The sequence below is a fragment of the Scytonema hankhaensis NUACC26 genome, from assembly GCF_045865695.1.
Classification (GTDB): domain Bacteria; phylum Cyanobacteriota; class Cyanobacteriia; order Cyanobacteriales; family Nostocaceae; genus Scytonema.
Genome location: NZ_BAACAP010000139.1, coordinates 1 through 18,999 on the forward strand (window position 1 = coordinate 1; position 18,999 = coordinate 18,999).

General features: G+C 41.5%; 18 protein-coding genes. 12 read left to right on the forward strand and 6 right to left on the reverse strand.

The features are described 5' to 3' along the window. Positions 1–170 precede the first annotated feature (170 nt). The 3 genes from ACKTT2_RS08890 to ACKTT2_RS08900 all read left to right on the forward strand — a co-directional run bounded on the left by ACKTT2_RS08890 (position 171) and on the right by ACKTT2_RS08900 (position 1,833). Entirely contained in the window at positions 171–611 is a 441-nt protein-coding gene (locus ACKTT2_RS08890) for a hypothetical protein (protein WP_407885807.1), read from the forward strand. Positions 612–1,014: 403 nt separating this feature from the next. After that, on the forward strand, positions 1,015–1,245 hold the full coding sequence (locus ACKTT2_RS08895; protein WP_407885808.1) for a type II toxin-antitoxin system HigB family toxin: 231 nt from the start codon (positions 1,015–1,017) through the stop codon (positions 1,243–1,245). Positions 1,246–1,401: 156 nt separating this feature from the next. After that, positions 1,402–1,833 (forward strand): helix-turn-helix domain-containing protein, encoded by a 432-nt coding sequence (locus ACKTT2_RS08900; RefSeq protein WP_407885810.1) that lies wholly within the window; start codon positions 1,402–1,404, stop codon positions 1,831–1,833. Here the strand turns inward: ACKTT2_RS08900 and ACKTT2_RS08905 are convergent. Further along, complete coding sequence (locus ACKTT2_RS08905) at positions 1,830–2,375, reverse strand: hypothetical protein (protein ID WP_407885812.1); 546 nt, start codon at positions 2,373–2,375, stop codon at positions 1,830–1,832. The genes ACKTT2_RS08900 and ACKTT2_RS08905 overlap by 4 nt on opposite strands. Further along, complete coding sequence (locus tag ACKTT2_RS08910) at positions 2,372–2,875, reverse strand: DUF4365 domain-containing protein (RefSeq protein WP_407885814.1); 504 nt, start codon at positions 2,873–2,875, stop codon at positions 2,372–2,374. Before ACKTT2_RS08910 ends, ACKTT2_RS08905 begins: the two co-directional genes overlap by 4 nt. Positions 2,876–3,473: 598 nt before the next feature. Here ACKTT2_RS08910 and ACKTT2_RS08915 point away from each other — a divergent pair. Further along, a complete protein-coding gene (locus ACKTT2_RS08915) occupies positions 3,474–5,585 on the forward strand; it encodes a response regulator (RefSeq protein ID WP_407885816.1) in 2,112 nt (703 codons plus the stop codon). Positions 5,586–5,696: 111 nt separating this feature from the next. After that, entirely contained in the window at positions 5,697–7,970 is a 2,274-nt protein-coding gene (locus tag ACKTT2_RS08920) for a SulP family inorganic anion transporter (protein WP_407885818.1), read from the forward strand. 83 nt (positions 7,971–8,053) lie between these two features. Here ACKTT2_RS08920 and ACKTT2_RS08925 read toward each other — a convergent pair whose 3' ends face one another. Next, positions 8,054–8,263, reverse strand: coding sequence for a hypothetical protein (locus tag ACKTT2_RS08925; RefSeq protein ID WP_407885820.1), 210 nt, complete (start codon positions 8,261–8,263; stop codon positions 8,054–8,056). A gap of 474 nt (positions 8,264–8,737) precedes the next feature. On the opposite strand from ACKTT2_RS08925, the gene ACKTT2_RS08930 reads away from it, so the two are divergent. The 5 genes from ACKTT2_RS08930 to ACKTT2_RS08950 all read left to right on the forward strand — a co-directional run bounded on the left by ACKTT2_RS08930 (position 8,738) and on the right by ACKTT2_RS08950 (position 11,296). Further along, positions 8,738–9,013: a hypothetical protein gene (locus ACKTT2_RS08930; protein ID WP_407885822.1), complete on the forward strand. Its 276-nt coding sequence runs from the start codon at positions 8,738–8,740 to the stop codon at positions 9,011–9,013. Between the two features lie 43 nt (positions 9,014–9,056). Next, positions 9,057–9,524 (forward strand): hydrogenase maturation protease, encoded by a 468-nt coding sequence (locus tag ACKTT2_RS08935; RefSeq protein WP_407885824.1) that lies wholly within the window; start codon positions 9,057–9,059, stop codon positions 9,522–9,524. Positions 9,525–10,201: 677 nt separating this feature from the next. After that, on the forward strand, positions 10,202–10,411 hold the full coding sequence (locus ACKTT2_RS08940; RefSeq protein ID WP_155749691.1) for a DUF2997 domain-containing protein: 210 nt from the start codon (positions 10,202–10,204) through the stop codon (positions 10,409–10,411). A gap of 40 nt (positions 10,412–10,451) precedes the next feature. Beyond that, the gene (locus ACKTT2_RS08945) at positions 10,452–10,838 is read left to right on the forward strand and encodes a DUF1257 domain-containing protein (RefSeq protein ID WP_407885826.1); all 387 of its coding nucleotides are present in this window, start codon (positions 10,452–10,454) and stop codon (positions 10,836–10,838) included. After that, a complete protein-coding gene (locus ACKTT2_RS08950; RefSeq protein WP_407885828.1) occupies positions 10,838–11,296 on the forward strand; it encodes a ferredoxin in 459 nt (152 codons plus the stop codon). The genes ACKTT2_RS08945 and ACKTT2_RS08950 overlap by 1 nt, the downstream gene beginning before the upstream one ends. 135 nt (positions 11,297–11,431) lie before the next feature. Here the strand turns inward: ACKTT2_RS08950 and ACKTT2_RS08955 are convergent, their stop codons facing one another. From ACKTT2_RS08955 to ACKTT2_RS08965, 3 genes are all read right to left on the reverse strand, one after another. Further along, positions 11,432–13,141, reverse strand: coding sequence for a DUF4335 domain-containing protein (locus ACKTT2_RS08955; protein ID WP_407885830.1), 1,710 nt, complete (start codon positions 13,139–13,141; stop codon positions 11,432–11,434). Positions 13,142–13,222: 81 nt separating this feature from the next. Continuing rightward, on the reverse strand, positions 13,223–13,828 hold the full coding sequence (locus ACKTT2_RS08960) for a DUF3038 domain-containing protein (protein ID WP_407885832.1): 606 nt from the start codon (positions 13,826–13,828) through the stop codon (positions 13,223–13,225). Positions 13,829–14,100: 272 nt separating this feature from the next. Next, positions 14,101–16,638, reverse strand: coding sequence for an endonuclease MutS2 (locus ACKTT2_RS08965; RefSeq protein WP_407885834.1), 2,538 nt, complete (start codon positions 16,636–16,638; stop codon positions 14,101–14,103). A gap of 300 nt (positions 16,639–16,938) precedes the next feature. Here ACKTT2_RS08965 and ACKTT2_RS08970 point away from each other — a divergent pair, with 300 nt between their 5' ends. Both ACKTT2_RS08970 and trxA read left to right on the forward strand, forming a co-directional pair. Then, on the forward strand, positions 16,939–18,102 hold the full coding sequence (locus ACKTT2_RS08970; protein ID WP_407885836.1) for a GuaB3 family IMP dehydrogenase-related protein: 1,164 nt from the start codon (positions 16,939–16,941) through the stop codon (positions 18,100–18,102). A 292-nt stretch (positions 18,103–18,394) separates the two neighbouring features. Beyond that, positions 18,395–18,724 (forward strand): thioredoxin, encoded by a 330-nt coding sequence (gene trxA, locus ACKTT2_RS08975; protein ID WP_407885838.1) that lies wholly within the window; start codon positions 18,395–18,397, stop codon positions 18,722–18,724. The last annotated feature ends 275 nt before the right edge of the window (positions 18,725–18,999 follow it).

The window sequence follows — 18,999 nt, forward strand, 5'->3', positions numbered from 1 at the left end:
TGCCCGCACCACAAGAACTTTGATTAGATGCCCGCACCACAAGAACTTTGATTAGATGCCCGCACCACAAGAACTTTGATTAGATGCCCGCACCACAAGAACTTTATTGGATACAAGTAAGCATCGCCATAATCTGAAATTCTCTTCTTTACATTTACATTGGAGAACCTGTGACAGAACCAACATTACACAAATATCTTTCACATCTGAGTGATGAAGCACTGCAAGAATTTACACAATGGTGTGTTTTAGAGCAAGCAACAGCAGCAGGATATGAATTTACTCCCAATTTACAAAAGTTAGATAACCTTTCGCCACAGGATTTTGTCCAAGAACTGATCGATCAATTTTTAGAAGTAACAAGGAACTCAATAGAAGGTGGTTTAGCTCTTCTCCTTGCAGGAAAACAAGCAGACCAACATGCTTTACCGGGTTTAGGAACTTTAGTTGAGTTTATTGCGCTGTACGTTTTATATTTAATACCAAAAGGCAAGAAAGTTATTGTACCACCAGATGAGAAATTAGCTGAAGCCTTGAAAGAGCAACTTGTAAAGTTGTATGAAATCGGTCAGAAATATGGTGTAGATGTTAAAGTGCTTCCACAAATTTAGATAAACCTCATCCTTTTTCATATTTAGCTAACCTCAGTTTTAGCGATCGCGATCGCTAAACTCAACCACCTAAAATAACATGGGAGCGCGGGAGCCTTGTCAATTTATTGCAAGGAGGAAGCGCCCTATCTCCTTACGGAGACGCTACGCGAACGGGTTCAGCAGTCGTCTACGAATGTTACCTTTCTGCAACGCTGCTTCACGACCAAATGCAGTTTTAACTGCTGTCACTTAGAGAGCATTCCACTCGATCGCAAACGCCCGATCCGTTTGAGGATTTGTGGCAATTAGCGATGTATATAACACTTGCATTTTAGCTTCGCAATTTGCTAAGATCCTAGAAAATAATTGAGATAAGGATTGAGTCTATGTTTAATTTTTTGTCTAAAGAAAGCCCAAATGTATGCGTATCATCAAAGAAACCACGCTCAAGAAAGGTTACGAGAAGCATCCCAATGCTGAACCAGGCTTACGAGCATGGAAGAAGCTTGTGAAAGCGCAAGAATGGAATAGTTTTGCTGATGTAAAAGCTACTTCTCTTTTTAATCCTGACCAAGTAAAAAATTTCGTTGTTTTTAATATTGGAGGCAATCAATACAGGTTAATAACATACATTGACTACAAAAAAAAATAATATTTATTCGTGACTTCCTAACTCATGCTGAATACAGCGCGGAAAAATGGAAAGATGACGAATGGTTTGATAGTTAACAACATTATTCTAATTTAAAATAAAATTTGTAAATTATCAATTTTTTAGTTAAAAAATAAGTATCATTACAATTGTAAAATGACTTCCGAAAATACTAGTTATACAGATTTACTTATATCTTTTCCCCCACGCCCTATAAAATCTGAAGAAGATTTTGAAAAAACTCAAGTTATAGTCGATCGCTTACTCGACCGAGGAAACTTGACGGAGGAAGAAGAAGACTATTTATTCGTATTAGGAATGTTAATTCATGAATACGAAGAAAAGCAAGATTTGGTTCCAGATATATATGGAGTAGAACTTCTCAAAGTTCTGATTGAAGAAACTAATCTAAAACAAAAAGATTTAGTTAGTATCTTCAAAACTGAATCAATTGTTTCCGATATACTTAAAGGCAAGCGTAAATTAACAGTCGAACATATTCAAAAGCTTGGGGAATTTTTCAAAGTTTCACCTGCTGTATTTTTTCCAAATAATCCATCAACAAGAGACTTTTTAGAAGTAGCTTAAATTTGAGTATCGAACATTAAGCTAAAGTTTTGTAGGTTTTTCAGAGTAAAGCTGCTGTCCTCCCTAATCAAATCGCCAGTACACACAATAGGCAAGCGTTCTGTATAAGCTTGACGTGCTACACTATATTCTGGTTCACCCAAGTGAATATGAATTTTTTGTAGCTTATCCATAACTACACCTAAAATTGTAACGTTACCACCTTCACCCTCCGTATTAGATTGCGCTTGAGTCACCAAACCCTGTATTTCAGTATTCCCAACTAGTGTAATAAGTTCGCTTAAAATATCCAATTGTGACCGATTTTCTGCTCTCTCTAAAATTTCCATAATTTCAGACATCCGTAGAGGGTAATCATCAAACTTGGGGTCTAAAGGTAACTGGATTTTGAGTTTGTCTTCTGAATAAGACTCCCGTGTCCAAATGGATACTTTATCAGGAATTCGGTTTCTTTGATGCCAACCATTATGAAGCAAATAAGCTTCTACTCGCTCGGGTTGAAGATGGCTCAGAATAGGGATGTCAGAGATAATCGCTCTCATAATGAACCTCCTGTTTGGATTTGCTGCATTAAGGTTTTTAGTGCATCGACTGTAAATAAATTTTGACGAGGTATGTAAACAGTAACACTTTCTGTATTTTGGGTTTGCGGCTGACCGCGCAAAGATATCCAATAAGCACAGCGTCGGATACAAAGTTCAGTTTCAGATTGGTTAATCCACTCATTTAAATCTTCAGGAATTAAAACGATTACTAAGGCTCGTGGTGCAACAGTTCTTTCTTTTCTTAATTCATTATAGTTTTTAAGCTTGAGAGGATACCTGATATATTCCTCGGTCACTACATCAAGTGATGTAGACTTTACTTGCAAATCTAACTGAGGCTCATAAAGAATTTCATCTGACACTGTACCCATAATGGATACGTCTATTCCCCCCACATCTACTGGTCTAGAAGACTTTTGGAAAGAATAGCCTGCTGCTGACACAACAGCATAAATATAGGCGTAACTAAATTCTTCTTTTTGAATATTAATACTCATTGCCAAAAATATTATAGATAAACGTACAAGCTCTAACTATTGAAATACAAGTAGGTAGAACTATGGTATACAAAAGTCTTAGTAGTGGGCAATATCTACCCTACGGCACTGGAAATTTTTGCAAATGATTTAATTTATTTAAGTAACCGAACAAGTTGGGCATGGAGTATGGGGCATAGGGCAAAGCAAAAACATTATTGAAATTAATTATGTCTAATTACTTAGTATTAAAGTGCATAAGCTTAATCCCATCGCACCAATAAAGTATATGGCGGCAGATCTCTGTTGTACTTTTATGCAAAAATAGGGAATTATATCATGATTTTTCCTATTGTATTTGCATACAAGATTAAGTTAAATAAACGGTATTGCTAAGGTTGGCGCTTATGTTTGAGGGCTATGGTGTGAATGGGAAACTTAAGCTAGGCAGCAAGTTTACGTTGCTACTCACAATAGTATTCTTTGGAATTGTGCTTAGTGGTATCACTTTGTCAGGCGCAATGCAACGAAAAGTCGAGGATGAAATTATGAGTAAGGCGCAAATCCTTGATGAAATCTATAGTTCGCTCGACTCTTGCAAGCAGGGGGTGCGGTAATTGTGAGCCAAGAAGAACAAGAACTTTTAATTCCTCAAGAAAAGCTCATTCAACCTGCTCTGTTGAATTACTTACGTCATGAGTTATGTACGCCAATAAATGCCATTATCGCCTACAGCGAACTACTTTTGGACGAGATGAAATCTCAATTAGATTCTGAGGTATTTAGCGATCTTCAGAAAATTCAAAACAGTGGAGTGCAGTTGCTCGAACTTGTAAAGACGATCCTCGATCCTGCTCATTTAGAAACCAGCCAATCTAGCAATAATCTTGACAGCTTTGCCGCCAACATTCGCTTGGAAATGCTTACGCCTCTAAGCACAATCATGGGTTATTGTGAAATGCTTCTAGAAGGAGCAAGCAGACAATTTCTTCCTGATTTAGAAAAGATTTATACTGCTTCTAAGCATTTACTAAATACGGTGACTGACATTGTTAGCATAGCGCACGAGCAGTCGCAGGTAGCTCACAATACAGCACATCCAATACCAGCACAATTGTCAAACCAGAAGACAACAGAACTGGTGCAAAATGCTAACACGACAATTCTTTCCATACAACAAGAAATACTTAGTCAGGAAGTCACACAAACAGGAAAACTCTTGCTAGTAGACCACAATGAAACAAACTGCGATTTACTCAAAAGGCAGTTGGAACGAGAAGGGTATGAAGTTGTTACGGCGACTAACAGTGATGAAGCCCTATCAGAATTAACAGTAAAGCACATCGATTTGATCCTTCTGGATCTCATTATGCCAGGTATGTATGGATTTTCATTTTTGCAGTTACTCAAGAACCATCCTGTCTGGCAAAACATACCTGTCATTATGATATCCGCTCTAGACCAGATGGAAAGTATTGTTAAATGCATTGGACTCGGAGCTGAAGATTACCTCCTCAAGCCTTTCGATCTCACCATGCTAAAACTAAGAATTGGCGTTCATCTTGAAAAACAACGACTGCGAGAAAAAGAAAGGCTCTATTTGCAACAAGTAGAACAACTCACGACTGCTGCTGCAGAAGTAGAAACTAATACCTTCGATCCTCAAACTTTAACCGATTTGGCTCAACACGACGACAAGCTCGGACAACTCGCTAGAGTTTTTCAACGGATGGTATCCGAAGCGTATCTCCGAGAACAGTGCTTGCAAAAACAAGTTCAAAATCTCCAGATAGCAATTGATGGAGCCAAACATAAATTGATGGTGTCTCAAATTGTTGAAACCGATCATTTTCAACAACTACAAAAACGGGCGAAAGAGGCAGAAAAACTTGAAGATAGGGAAGCAAAACAACACTTAAGTAGGGGAGGAAGAGAACAGGAGAAACAACCAAAAATTATATCAATTCACTCCTACCGAGGAGGAACTGGTAAATCAAACTTAACCAGCAATCTCGCAACCTGTCTCGCTAGTCAGGGATTGCGTGTAGGAATTGTGGATACAGATATTCAATCCCCAGGAATTCACATACTGTTTGAGTTAGACGAAGAAATTGTCAATCAAACCCTTAACGACTTTCTTTGGGGTAATTGCGCTATCCGCGATTCTGCTTACGATGTCAGTCATGTATTGTCAAAGCAGTCTTCTGGAACCTCAAGTGGCAGAATTTATCTGATTCCTTCTAGCATCCAACCAAATAATATTACCCGGATTCTACGGGAGGGGTATAACGAACAGATGCTGCTTAATGGCTTTCAAGAATTGATTCGAGATTTGCAATTGGATTACTTGTTGGTTGATACTCATCCAGGAATTAATGAAGAAACACTCCAAGCAATTACGGTTTCTCATTTGTTGATAGTTCTTTTGCGTCCTGACTATCAAGACTACCAAGGGACTGCTGTGACTGTGGAGCTGGCTCGGATGCTGGCTGTGACAGAAATACTTTTAGTGGTTAATAAGGCGTTACCTATTTTTAATCCCAATGCATTTCAGCAGCAAATAGAAGCTACTTACAATGTGCCGTTAGCTGGAATATTACCTTTGTCTGAGGAAATGGCGCATCTTGCTAGTAGTGGGATTTTTGGCTTGCGTTATCCCAATCATCCTTGGTCGCAAGCAATACAAGCGATCGCCCAACAAATTATAAGTTACTCATCAAAAATGGTGTAATCGATTGGGGATTGGGAATTGGGGAATTTTGGATTGAGAAAGCTTTGCTTGGACTTGATTTTATTCAACTATCTATCAAATTCTTTCTTTTAAATAGGTATTATTTGAATTATGAAAATTTTAAGAAATCGCAAAGGCGCTAAGAAAGTGGAGGGGAGAACTAGGGGAGTTCAAAAATCAAATTGGAGTTTTATATTGCATGAAATATCGCTACAGAAAGTCTTACATAATGTGTTTGCGGGTCTGACAGTAGGATTGGTTAATATCTCTTATAGTATTTCTTTTGCAGCTCTAATTTTTTCAGGGTTTTTATCTCCCTTTTTTCCGCAAGGAGTGAGTAGTGTTCTCATCAGTTCGGTTATCATTGGCGTTGTTGTGTCATTACGAAGCTCTTTTCCTTTTGCTATTGCTAGCCCTGATTCTAACTCTATTGCAATTCTTGCTTTGGTAACTAGTGCGATCGCCGAGCATCTTCACATAACCAATAATTCTAAAAACATATTTCCTACTGTATGGATGGCGATCGCTCTCAGCACGCTCTTGACAGGTTTGGCATTATATGCAATAGGGAAGCTTCATTTAGGACGCTGGGGGCGGTTTATACCTTACACCGTTATGGGAGGGTTTCTCGCTGGTACGGGTTGGCTCATTACCCGCGCTTCTTTCAAGGTAATGGTCGGTTTCCCTTTGGGGTGGAATGAATTACCGCGCTTGATGCAATGGGGTACTCTGGTACATTGGCTCCCCGGATTCATATTTGCTGTTGTACAGATAGCTGCTAGTCGTTACTTTAAACACGCCCTCGTGTTACCGTCTTTACTTGTTGGGGGAATTATCCTGTTTCACTTGAGCTGGTGGGAAGTGAATTTATTTTTTCCCGTTTCACCTAAAGGATGGTTTCTAGAAGCTTTCCCCACAGAACAAATTTGGCATATTTGGAATCTTTCTACGATCGCTCAAGTTGATTGGAAGGTACTAACAGATCAAAGCGGTAATATCTTCGCCATGATAGTCGTTGTTGCGATCGCTATTCTACTAAATGCCGCCGGAATCGAAATTGCGACTCAATCGGAAAGCAAATTAGATAGCGAACTTTGCGCCAACGGTATTGCTAACCTGATTACGGGTGCGTGTGGCGGTGTGGTGGGTAATCTTACAATCAACCGAACTTTACTCAACCGTACTGCAGGAGCCAATAGCCCTTTAGCGGGTTTGGTTGCGGCGGCATTTTCTGGCATCGTCCTACTGTGCGGCAGTCGAATTTTAGCATACATACCCAAGTCTATTCTAGGAGGATTGCTATTGGCAATTGGATTGAAACTGTTGATTGAGTGGATATACAGAGCTTGGTTCAAGTTTCCTCACCTAGAGTATGTATTGATTCTCATTATTTTAGTCAGTATTGCTGCCTTAGGCTTTTTAGAAGGAGTTGGAGTCGGGATTATCATCGCGTGTGCGCTGTTCGCGTACAACTACAGCCGCCTACAGATTGTCCGACATACCTTCTCTGGCGCTACTTATCAAAGCAATGTCCAGCGTTGTTTCCCCGAACAGCAAGTTTTGAGACAAGATGGCGAGCAAGTTTATATTCTGCTGCTGCAAAGTTATATATTTTTCGGCACTGCTAACGCTTTACTGGAGCAAGTTAATGCGCGATTCAAAAATACAGATCTTCTTCCAATTCAGTTCCTTGTATTAGATTTTCGCTCAGTAAGTGGATTAGATTCCTCAGCCGTACTCAGCTTTATTAAACTGCGACAGTTTGCACAAAAGCACCAGTTACATCTCGTGTTTACCCATTTACAACCCACAATTCAACACCAACTTCAACAAGGAGGATGTACTGTTCCTTGTAAAGAGTCAATCCATGTTTTTCCTGACTTAGATCGAGGGATTGAATGGTGTGAAAATCAAATTCTGGAAACGCTACCCCTGCGCCGTCGCCGTTCTTTTCCCCTAGCACTCCAGTTAAATGAAGTTTTTCAAAGTGCTGACCAAGTGTCCAACTTCATGAGTTATTTAGAGCGAATATCTGTCCCCGCACAGCATACTTTGTTTCATCAGGGAAACATCTCAGATGCTCTTTATTTCATTGAGTCAGGTCAAATCACGGTGTTTTTGCAACCTAAAAACGGACACACGCGAAGGCTGCAAACCCTAAGTGCTGGAACAATTATTGGCGAAATTGCATTTTTCCTTGGTATACCCTATCAAACAACAGCAATTACCGAACAACCCAGTCAATTATATCGTCTGACCAAAACAAATCTCCAGAAAATGCAGCAAGAAAATCCTCAAATTACTGCTAACTTTCAAGAGTTTGTTATTCGCTTGCTAAGCGATCGCTTAATTTATACATACAAAGAAGTAGAAGAACTTCTATGAACCTTGTACGGGCGTAAGGCTTGCGATTGAAATCGCGACTACACAAACTAAACCCACCTACGTGGGTTTCAAGACCTTGATTTTTATAAATTTGCTGTTTTATTTAGAGAAAAGCGGTATTCTAATCGGCTAATGTCGAATTTGTTATTGCTATCGCCTTCAAATCCCAAACGCGCCATTTCGGTATCTGTGGCATCATCAAACCCAGGCGTGTTTTCAGCTTCCAAACGCACGAACAGGCGATCGCGTCCTGTAAAGCTCATATCGAAGTTTAGCCATACGCGATCGCTCACTATTAAATTCTCATCTACTTTTTCGTCATCATCGTCAGCTTTTTCATCGCCGCTCGATAAAGTCTACTCAAAGTTACCCAAGAGTACTGCTTGCGAGAACTACACTAACACCCAAAGTAGTAAAACTAACAAGGGCATTGTGAATAACTTGTCCCACGATAACGAGCAAGCTTTGACTTGCTAAGGAATTTTCAAGAAATACATTATCCATCTTGTGGGATGGGCTTCTAGCCCGTCCTATACTGATGGCAGGCGAAACGCCCGCACCACAAGCAATTTTGAGAGATTTTTTTATTTGGAAGTCTCTAAGAAAACTTTTAAGGCTCTACATTACTATCAAAAGTAAACTAATACACTTTTTTAAATAAAAATCAATCACTTTTATTTATCGTTTTAATAAAAAAACAAAATTGATTTTATTTATAATGGTTTTTAGACTGAAATTAATTAGAGAAACTGATTTAATAAAACAACATGAGCAAAATACTCATTCCGAACAGTGAAAGTGAGCAAGCAGTTGCTCCAAACAAGTTAAATAAAGGTAGAACTCATCCTTCCTGTATGGAACTTGTCATCAAACACATACGTTCTAGATCGTATACCAGTGCCTTATTAGTGAAAGATATAAATTTGTATGGTTCGGCTGCTGTGAGCAGATGTTTAAAAAAGCTAAAAGATGAAGGGTTGATAGATCGTAAATGGGATCAAAGAAAAATGTGCTTTGTTTATTACAATGTCAAGCTTGGATAGTACTAGGCGCTTGCAAAACTAAGTGCTAGTTGAGTATTATTTAATGTTTACTATTATAGGTTGCGGAAATCTTAATCGTAGCGATGATGCTGTAGGTGTAATCATTGCTCAAAAGTTACAGCAATATTTAATCAAACATCCCCATCCACAGGTAAGAGTGTATGATTGCGGTACAGCAGGAATGGAAGTGATGTTTCAAGCAAGAGGTAGCAAAAAATTAATGATTTTGGATGCTAGCTCAACGGGTTCAGAACCAGGGGCAATATTTAAAGTTCCAGGAGAAGAACTCGAAGCATTACCGGAACCGAGCTATAGCTTACATGATTTTCGTTGGGACAATGCATTGGCTGCAGGTAAAAAGATTTTCAAAGAAGACTTTCCCGAAGAAGTCATAGTTTATTTGATAGAAGCAGAAAATCTTGATTTTGGATTTGAGTTAAGTTCTGCTGTCACATCTTCTGCTGAGGTAGTTTTTCAAGAAATTATTTCCACGCTCGAACAATTGCAGTGAATTGATTGGATTTCACAAACCTGAGTGTGTTTCTTGAGAGAAAAAGTCTGAAAGCCAGACAGAATAATCTTTGAGCGAAGTGGTCTTGCATCAGCATTAATAAAAACACCACCAAAGAAAGACAGCTATGCTGAGATAAGAAAAAAAGTATTTTTTGTAACAAACAATCATTTTGGTAAATTGGTTGATATAGTTTTACTTCCTAGACTCTCATTCGATTACCATTACACGTAAGTGGGCATTGCTCACCATTTGCCGTTGGTGGGCAATCACCCTACTATGTAGAATTTTCCTTAGCTCCCCCTAAATACAATACTGCTTCTGCCATCTGCCTTTCCTCTAGTAATGATAATTTTTTTCAATAATCTTTAAGTTTTTGCAGCCTTTAGATACTGCTACTGCTTGTTCTTAAGATTTATGGCACAATCTTTACAAATATAATTTTGAAGCTTGACTATTTGATAAGGTTAAGGGAAACTAACAAGTATCAGAGGTAAGGACTTACAAACATAATAATTTTTGTTAACTTTCTGAGATATATATTTTGAGAGATGGAACATTAGTTAACAAATGGCAAATTTGTAGCTTAAGGGAAAACGCTGTCCCAGAAGGCTACCTTAGTAGCCAGTTGCTACAGCATTACTGTCCAAGCGAGAGTGTTTTGGTTGGCTAAAAGCATGGAAACATTAGAATTCATAATTTATCCAGACGGTCGGGTACAAGAAAAAGTCACTGGCATAGTGGGGGCTTCCTGTGCGGAAGTTACAAAAGCCATCGAGGCTCAGCTGGGGCAGGTACTGAGTCAGGAGCCAACTTCGGAACACTTTGCTACCAAGGTACAGGAAACTAACGTAGCAAATACACAAAGCGCTTTCAGCGATTGGTAAATTTCCATACAAAGTGTAGTTTCATCGAATTACAACCACCATGTCACACTTCAGCCAAATTAAAACCCAAATCCGTAATGTCGAATCCTTAAAAGATGCTTTATCTGAGTTGGGTCTAGACTGGAAACAAGGTCCTCGCGAAGTCCGTGGATATCGCGGTCAAAAGCATAACGCCGAAATTACCATTGAACAAGATAATGGTTACGATATCGGTTTTAGATGGAATGGTCAAGAGTACGAACTTGTTGCAGATCTGCAATACTGGCAACAAAACTTAACAGTAGAAGGTTTTCTACGTCAAGTGACACAGCGCTATGCATTCCACACAGTCGTTAAAGAAACGGCTCATGCGGGATTCCAAGTTGCAGAACAGCAAAAAAATGAAGACGGTTCAATTCGCCTACTCGTACAACGCTGGAGTGCTTAATGTCCGATTTCCTTTCACCGGAACAAGGGGAGGAGAATCGTTCTGGTTTCGAGCCAGAATTAGGCGGTTTTTTACGAGACGACCCAGAACGTTCCGGTTTTGAACCAGAATTAGGGGGGGTGCTACGGCAGAAAGGGGTTTACGTTGACGAAGTAACCTGTATCGGCTGCAAGCACTGCGCTCACGTTGCCCGTAATACATTTTACATAGAAGACGATTACGGGCGTTCTCGTGTCATGCGTCAAGACGGTGACCCAGAAGACGTAATTCAAGAAGCGATCGATACCTGTCCAGTTGATTGTATTCACTGGGTCGATTACACAAAACTTAAAAAGCTAGAGGATGAGCGAAGATACCAAGTGATTCCTCTTATTGGTTATCCTGTAGACCAGGCTATTGTTTCTTCTCAACAGCGACGCAAGAGGCAAAAGCTCAAAAGGAAAAAGCCCAGTTATTAATCGTACAACTTCCTGCTTACAGACAAAGGACTGGTATTACCAGTCCTCTTATTTTATACATCTTTTTTTATCTAAGTAGTGTTTGTTTATGTGTTGTTCTTTTAACAACTTTTACTAGCCCATAGCCCCTAATCCCTAGTCTTTTTCAGGAAAAGTTTGTACCTTGCCATTGGGATTAAAAACTGCTCGAATTTTGACAGATTGTCCGTTCTTGCTAGGAGAAACAAAAGGTTCGCCAATGAGAGGCATTCCGGTGCGATCGACAAAATCTCTCGCGGCTTTCCCTAGTGGCATGATTCTTTCTAAAGAACCATCTACACCCACTACTAAACTGTACTCGATCGCTTGCTTCAAACCACTAGGTGGTTCCCATCGCTGTGTCAAAAATTCTCTAGCTTCTGAAACTTGTAATGTATCAAACAACCGATCGTTATTACTACTTGCAGCTACCTCTGTAGGTACATTATTTTTTCTTTCGCGACCTTGACGCAATTTAGCAATGAGTGCGTCGGTATCGTTGGGAGTGGTAGCATTCAGTGGTGGAATCTCTGTGCTGGAATTTATCCCTCTAGCACTAGATAAGTTAGAAGGTATATTGGGCAGAGGTGGGGGAACTGCTGGGATACCTGAAGAAGATCCAAGTTCTGGATTGGATGATGGATTTTTAGAATTAGCTGATAAAGCAGGAATTTCACCTCTAGAGGCTGATGTTAGGGCACTTTGTTTCGCATTTGGTTGAAGAGTCACTCTTTGACCGGGGGTTTTATTCAAAGAAGCAGTACTCTGTGGAGATGATGCAAGAGGGGGGATCTTTGTACTCGGTATAGTGAGTGCTGTTCCAGAAGATGGTAAAGCGTTCTTAGGTAAAATCGCAACGTTAGGCGAAACTTTACTAGACGTTGGGAAGGTAGATGTAGGCGATGACAGAGAGACAGAAGGTATTTGAGGTTGAGAACCTGTAGGAGGGTTAGGTGGTAAGATTGGGAAGGGTTGAGCTGATGGAGCAGAGGTAGATGAAGGTAATGGAAAGTTAGCGCCAAAAGTTGGTAGTGGCTGCGTTATTAAATTATTGTTTGAAGGGCTAAGTGTTGGTAGAGGCGATGACAGAGTTGATGGCGGAGAATCTTGTAAAGCAATCGTTTGCGATGACGATTTAGATTTTCCTGCAGTTTGTTGCTCTTGTCTGAGACGATTTGCATATTGCCAAGTTATAGGTGCTAAACCCACGCCAATCGCTAAAACTGCAGCAACAGGTGCCCAAACAGGAATGGGAGATGCTCTACGATGAGAATTCAGGTCTGGAAGTGCTATGACATCAGTTGAATATTCGTCTAAGGCAGTTGCCAAATCGAACAATTGCAATAAACTTAATTCAACCACTCCACCAGATGTTGAATTTGCCAAAGAGCCGAGAAACAAATTGTGTTTCAAATGGCTATTTGGTTGGATATGGATTTCTCCACTTGGTATGCGAGCGCTCAACGGATCGATTGTAGTCGTCGCTGTTGAAGAACTTGTAAAATCGGGTACTAATGTTTCATCAGATGCTTGACTGGTATCTCTCGTTGATGAGAAATTAGCCCAGAAGCTCTCAGGAGACATTTGTAAGAATTCTTGGACGTAATTTGTGACGGTAACACACAAAGCTTCGAGTTGTTCGCGATCGCCTCTAATAGTAACTTTTCTGTCATCTGAAAGTTGCGGATCGTCAAAGCGAAGCTCAAAGCTAAGCTCCTTCAGGACAGATTTACCCATCCACTGTGACAAAGCCGAGCTTTGCGCTAAGACTTCTAAAGTACAAGTGGGTGGTGTATACCGACGGATTGTAGGATTTGATACAGGCATGGCAGGAACTGCAAGCAAGTTATTTTGAATTTTGGATTTTGGATTCTAGATGGGTGACGTTTGAAATCTGAAATCTCAAATCTAAAATTTTGTAGAACGGTCTATAAGTGCAAGCCAGAGACGGCGATGCCCACCAGGACTACTATAAAAAAGTAAATCTATAAGAAGTTTTAACGCTAGGTGGGTTAGTTCATCAGTGGAGATTGTCTCATCTTCCTCCATCCGCTCTTGATAAGTGTTGCAGAAAGAATCAATATAATCTCCTAGTAAAGCCGCCTGATGTGGTTCGCGATTGCTTTCCGCCATTTGTTCCAACAGCCCAACAGCACGGCGAATTAACTCTTGGTGCTGTTTTGCCAAGTAACAAATAATAAGAACCAGCGCTCTAGCTTCTTCTACATCTAGTTTCTTTCTCCCTCCTTGACCTTTACGTAGTGGATTTGACTGTCTCAGTCGCCACAACGCCACTCGGTCTGGCACTCTTGACTCTAAATCCAATTGAACTGCCGCTTGTAGCATTGCCTCAGAGCCAATGCCAGTTAAAGTTTCTAGCGCCAACAGCACCAAATCCAGCTGGGTTTTAATATTATCCCAGTGAACGGAGTTCGGGGCACCAATCTTGATTAAATCCTCCCACTGCGAGTTAGGGGTGGGGGAATTGGCGGCAGTGTGCATAACTTTCAGCATAGGTGATCGGGCTGGTAGGGGCTGTTGCTGTTACCCATTTTGAAACCAGACTTTTTTTTACTTAGAATGGTTTCCTTGCAGGATATGCTGCAACGACTGCTACAGCGTTTATCACTATTAGACAACAGCAAATATCTTTGTTTTACTCTATGACGAAAAACTGTTTTCACAAAGTCATAAGATAAATTAATAATTCTAATCAAGAGATATTAATTTATCTTGCTCCCCGATTGTTGCTCCCCGATTGTTGGTCACTGGTCACTGGTCACTGGTCACTGAACATAAGCAACTGTCACCCCAGTGCCTCCGTCGGCTTGTTCAGCAGCTTCATAGCGGCTGACTCGTGGGTGCTGTTGCAAAAAGGCATGAACGCCTTGTCGCAATTTACCCGTGCCGTGTCCGTGAATAATCCAGATTGGTCCGTTAGCTTCTGAAATGGCTTTGTCTAAAATAATTTCCGCATCAGGAACCCGGCGTCCTCGTATATCGACTGTGTTTTTAGATGTACGAATCGCTGGTGCTGGTTGCGGAACTGGTTGCGGGGCTGGTGCTGGTTTGGGTTTAGCGACTGGTTCGGCTTTTTGCCCATCAAGCGATTCTACGTCTTCCAATTTCACCGACATCTTCATAATCCCAAAGCGGACTGTTAACTCCCCGTCAGAATCGGGGGCAGTTAAAACTTCTGCTGTTTGCCCTAATTTGGGTATGCGGATACGATCGCCCACTTTGGGAATGAATCCCACCTTGGGTTTTGGTGGCGGTGCGGGTGCGTATTTCTCAGTAATTTCACTTAACGCATTTGTTGCTCGCTGGGCATCTTGGGCTGTGGGCTTTCCTTGTTGCAAGCGACGAATGACTTGGGCAATTTCGCCTCTTGCTCGAGCAATTGCCTCTTTAACTGCTATCTCTTGCGAAGCCCGCAACGCCTGTTCTCTTTCCTCTAGATTCCGTGCTTTGTCGGAAACTTCTTTATACAAACGTTCTGCTTGCTGTAACAAATCTTGTGCTTGGGCTGCTTTAGTTTCCTGACGGCGGCGCTGTGCTTCTAAGCCAGCAATGACTTGGTTAACGTCGTCATTGGCTCCACCGAGTTGTGTTTTTGCTTGTTCTACAACCTCTTGTTTTAATCCTAAGCGACGAGCGATCGCGAGAGCATTAGAACGTCCCGGTATTCCCCAAAGCAGGCGGTAAGTTGGTGAAAGCGTACTTTCATCAAATTCTACAGAAGCATTTTCAAACCGCTCATCCTGGTATTTTAGAGCTTTTAGTTCGCCAAAGTGAGTCGTAGCAATGGTGAGCAGTGCATTGTCAGCCAAATATTGTAATAATGCGAGCGCTAAAGCACTTCCTTCTACCGGATCTGTTCCCGCACCCACTTCGTCTAATAAGACTAGGGATTGGGGACTAGGGACTGGGGATTGGGAAGAGGCTAGCGATTGGGTATTGGGTACTGGGGATTGGGAAGAAGACTCCTCCGCGTCTCCCTTATTCCCTTGTCCCCAGTCGCCTGTTGCCAGTCCCCTATCCCCAATATCCGCCCAGTCGCTAGTCGCCAGTCCCCTATCCCCAGTATCCAACGCTTCCAAAACCCGACTAATACGGCGGATATGCCCGGAAAAGGTAGACAAATTTTGTTGCAGCGATTGTTCGTCTCCAATATCTGCCAGAACCTGTTGAAACCAAGGGATTTCTACTGGTTCGCGAGCAGGTACAAACAAACCGACTTTTGCCATTAATGCTGCCAAACCCAAGGTTTTCAGGCTAACTGTTTTACCACCCGTATTTGGTCCTGTAATAGTAACTACTCGAATTTGCGGCTGAATTAACAAATCCACCGGAATGACAGGATGCCCTTGTTCGTGTTGATGCTGCCATATCAAAAGTGGATGATGTAACCGCCGCAAAGTAATGCTTTCTTTTTCTTTGAAATCAATAAAGCGGGGAGGATTTGCTTTGAGCCAGAAACTATAGCGCGATTTAGCAACAGCGAGGTCTAAGGTAGTTGCAGTTGCCAACAACCTTTCCAAGTCTGATTTGACTGCTGCTACCTGTTGAGTTAAATTTCGGCGAATCGCTTCTTCTTCTGCTTCTTCTCTTCTCTGTAATTGCCGCAATTGGTTACCCATTGGCACTACAGAATTTGGTTCTACGTACAATGTCGAGCCACTGCTTGAAGTATCGTGAACTATTCCCGGTATGGCATCTTTCTGGGGTGCTTTTACGGGAATAACAAAGCGATCGCCCCTTTGTGTAATAACTTGTTCTTGAACTGCACTTGATTTTGCTTGTATAATATTTTGTAGTTTCTGGATAATCTGACCGCGTACTTGCCGTAAAGAAATGCGAATTTCATCAAGTTTTTGGCTAGCACGGTCAGCAACTTGTCCTCTCTCATCAATACATCTGTGAATTTCTTGTTCTAATTCTGGATAAGTTCGTAAATCAGCTACAAGTTCGTTAAGGATCGACATATCTGGATGATTGTCGATAACGCGGCGTAGATTTCTAGTGCCAGCCAAAGTTGTGGCAATAGCCAGTAGTTCGTCCCCTGCCAGAATTCCTTGCAATTCAGCGCGTTCTAGAGAATCGCCGATATCTTGGATTCCATCAAATGAGAGTCCTGCATTTAGACGGCTTTCCAGTTCGTAGACTTCCTTAGTTTGAGCTAATAACTGTTCGCTTTGGGCTTGAGACTCAGGAATGATTAAATGACGTGCTGCAATAACTCCCAACTTTGTCGCCGCAAAGGTAGACAAATGCTGGCAGAGGCGAGACCATTCGAGTAGTTCTAACGTTTCCGATTGAATCAAGGGGGGCGAATCTGAATAAAAATAAGTTGACAGTTATACCAGCTTGAAAAAAATCCAACAGATAAGCGATTGAGAATAAGTCTAGGTAAGACCTTCTCAATCCACGCATCTAAAATCTAAAATCCAAAATGGTACAACAACTCTATTGTGGCTCAAATAGAGGCGTAGTGGGATGCGAGATATCCGAATTTGTAATATTTCTGTAATATTTAGTTTACAAAAGTGACTGAGAGAAAAATCTCTGCAACTCCCTTGTAATTTTGATACCCTAGCTTAAATAGATTTGGGAACATAAAGAGCGTGGATATTCAAATTGGGCGGGGAAAGGTAGCTCGTAGAGCCTACGGTATTGATGAAATTGCACTTGTTCCCGGTAGGAGAACACTCGATCCGAGTTTGGCAGACACAAGCTGGAGCATTGGCAATATTAAGAGAGAAATCCCAATTATTGCTAGTGCTATGGATGGCGTAATAGATGTCCGTATGGCTGTGCTTTTGTCACAGTTAGGAGCATTAGGAGTCCTCAATTTGGAAGGTATCCAAACTCGCTACGCCGATCCGGAACCAATTTTAGACCGCATTACTTCGGTTGGTAAAGAAGAATTTGTTCCTTTGATGCAAGAATTGTATGCCGAACCTATTAAGACGGAACTTATAGAACGACGAATAAAGGAAATTAAAGCACAAGGTGGTATTGCAGCAGTAAGCAGTACACCTGCAGGGGCTAGTAAATACGGTTCTGTTGTTGCCAAAGCTGGGGCAGACCTCTTTTTTGTACAAGCAACAGTCGTGTCAACTGCACACCTGTCTCCTGAATCAATAACTCCTTTAGATTTGGCTCAATTCTGCCAGGAAATGCCAATACCCGTTATTTTGGGTAACTGTGTCACCTACGATGTGACTCTTAATTTGATGAAAGCAGGAGCTGCTGCAGTCCTGGTAGGAATTGGACCTGGTGCTGCTTGTACTTCTCGCGGTGTTTTAGGTGTAGGTATTCCTCAAGCAACTGCAGTAGCAGATTGTGCGGCTGCTCGTGACGATTACTATCACCAAACAGGCAAATATGTACCTGTGATTGCTGATGGCGGTTTAATCACTGGTGGAGACATCTGTAAATGTATTGCTTGCGGTGCTGATGGAGTAATGATAGGTTCTCCCTTCGCCAGATCTGCTGAAGCTCCAGGTCGGGGATATCATTGGGGAATGGCAACACCCAGCCCAGTCCTCCCTCGCGGTACGCGCATCAAAGTCGGTACTACGGGTAGTTTAGAGCAGATTCTCCTAGGTCCCGCACAATTGGATGATGGCACTCACAATCTTTTAGGTGCATTAAAGACGAGCATGGGTACATTAGGAGCCAAAAACATTAAAGAAATGCAACAAGTCGATGTGGTGATTGCTCCTTCTTTGTTAACTGAAGGCAAAGTTTATCAAAAAGCCCAGCAACTGGGTATGGGTAAGTAGGGATGAGGGACTGGGGACTGGTTATTCTCCCCAGTCCCCAGTCCCCAGTCCCCAATCGCTAGTCCCCAAAATCTCTTAAGTCGCCTAGAATAGAAATAGCGGAGACGTATGTTTCCGTTCACTCCTCACACCACACTCCGCCCGGACTACCGTTCGGGCGGTTCCTTATGAGTCTTTAGGATGAAGTTTTACTACTATAAGCAAAAGTACACAGCAGTTTCCATTGCAGAGGTTTTTGCTATGGTAGAATTTTCAGCAAACTCAAACATAAGATAGGCAAAGGTCTTTAGGCATGTCAGCAGCCGCACAAGTTACAGACTCTACCTTCAAACAGGAAGTCCTAGATAGCGAGGTTCCTGTTCTCGTTGACTTTTGGGCCCCTTGGTGCGGACCCTGTCGCATGGTTGCTCCTGTTGTAGATGAAATTGCTAGCCAATACGAAGGTCAATTGAAGGTAGTCAAAGTGAATACCGATGAAAATCCTAATGTTGCAAGCCAATATGGCATCCGCAGCATACCCACACTTATGATTTTTAAGGGTGGGCAGAAAGTTGATATGGTCGTCGGTGCTGTTCCTAAAACTACATTGGCTAACACTTTGGAGAAATATCTCGCACATTAAGGTGCTAGCAGCAACAGGTTGATTGGGAGAACTTCGCGCTCTCAAACATAACGTAAAGTTACGCAAACAAGTTAGAGAGGTCGCTCAATACCACGCCTCTCAATAAAACTAAATGATTTCGTAATTTAATTATGTCTTAATATTAGCGCCGACACTATATTAGTTAGAGGCGCTTTTTCAATTCTGTATATTATACTGCATTTGTGGCAAAAATCAACTAATCAGTGACCACCTGACCAGTGACCACCTGACCAGTGACCGATGACTGCTTGCGT

What these genes read in the sequence shown, in the direction of transcription:
- ACKTT2_RS08895 (WP_407885808.1), top strand. Translation starts at nt 1,015, where the DNA reads ATGCGTATCATCAAAGAAACCACGCTCAAGAAAGGTTACGAGAAGCAT.
- ACKTT2_RS08900 (WP_407885810.1), top strand. Translation starts at nt 1,402, where the DNA reads ATGACTTCCGAAAATACTAGTTATACAGATTTACTTATATCTTTTCCC.
- ACKTT2_RS08905 (WP_407885812.1), bottom strand. Translation starts at nt 2,375, where the DNA reads ATGAGAGCGATTATCTCTGACATCCCTATTCTGAGCCATCTTCAACCC.
- ACKTT2_RS08910 (WP_407885814.1), bottom strand. Translation starts at nt 2,875, where the DNA reads ATGAGTATTAATATTCAAAAAGAAGAATTTAGTTACGCCTATATTTAT.
- ACKTT2_RS08920 (WP_407885818.1), top strand. Translation starts at nt 5,697, where the DNA reads ATGAAAATTTTAAGAAATCGCAAAGGCGCTAAGAAAGTGGAGGGGAGA.
- ACKTT2_RS08930 (WP_407885822.1), top strand. Translation starts at nt 8,738, where the DNA reads ATGAGCAAAATACTCATTCCGAACAGTGAAAGTGAGCAAGCAGTTGCT.
- ACKTT2_RS08935 (WP_407885824.1), top strand. Translation starts at nt 9,057, where the DNA reads ATGTTTACTATTATAGGTTGCGGAAATCTTAATCGTAGCGATGATGCT.
- ACKTT2_RS08940 (WP_155749691.1), top strand. Translation starts at nt 10,202, where the DNA reads ATGGAAACATTAGAATTCATAATTTATCCAGACGGTCGGGTACAAGAA.
- ACKTT2_RS08945 (WP_407885826.1), top strand. Translation starts at nt 10,452, where the DNA reads ATGTCACACTTCAGCCAAATTAAAACCCAAATCCGTAATGTCGAATCC.
- ACKTT2_RS08950 (WP_407885828.1), top strand. Translation starts at nt 10,838, where the DNA reads ATGTCCGATTTCCTTTCACCGGAACAAGGGGAGGAGAATCGTTCTGGT.
- ACKTT2_RS08955 (WP_407885830.1), bottom strand. Translation starts at nt 13,141, where the DNA reads ATGCCTGTATCAAATCCTACAATCCGTCGGTATACACCACCCACTTGT.
- ACKTT2_RS08960 (WP_407885832.1), bottom strand. Translation starts at nt 13,828, where the DNA reads ATGCTGAAAGTTATGCACACTGCCGCCAATTCCCCCACCCCTAACTCG.
- trxA (WP_407885838.1), top strand. Translation starts at nt 18,395, where the DNA reads ATGTCAGCAGCCGCACAAGTTACAGACTCTACCTTCAAACAGGAAGTC.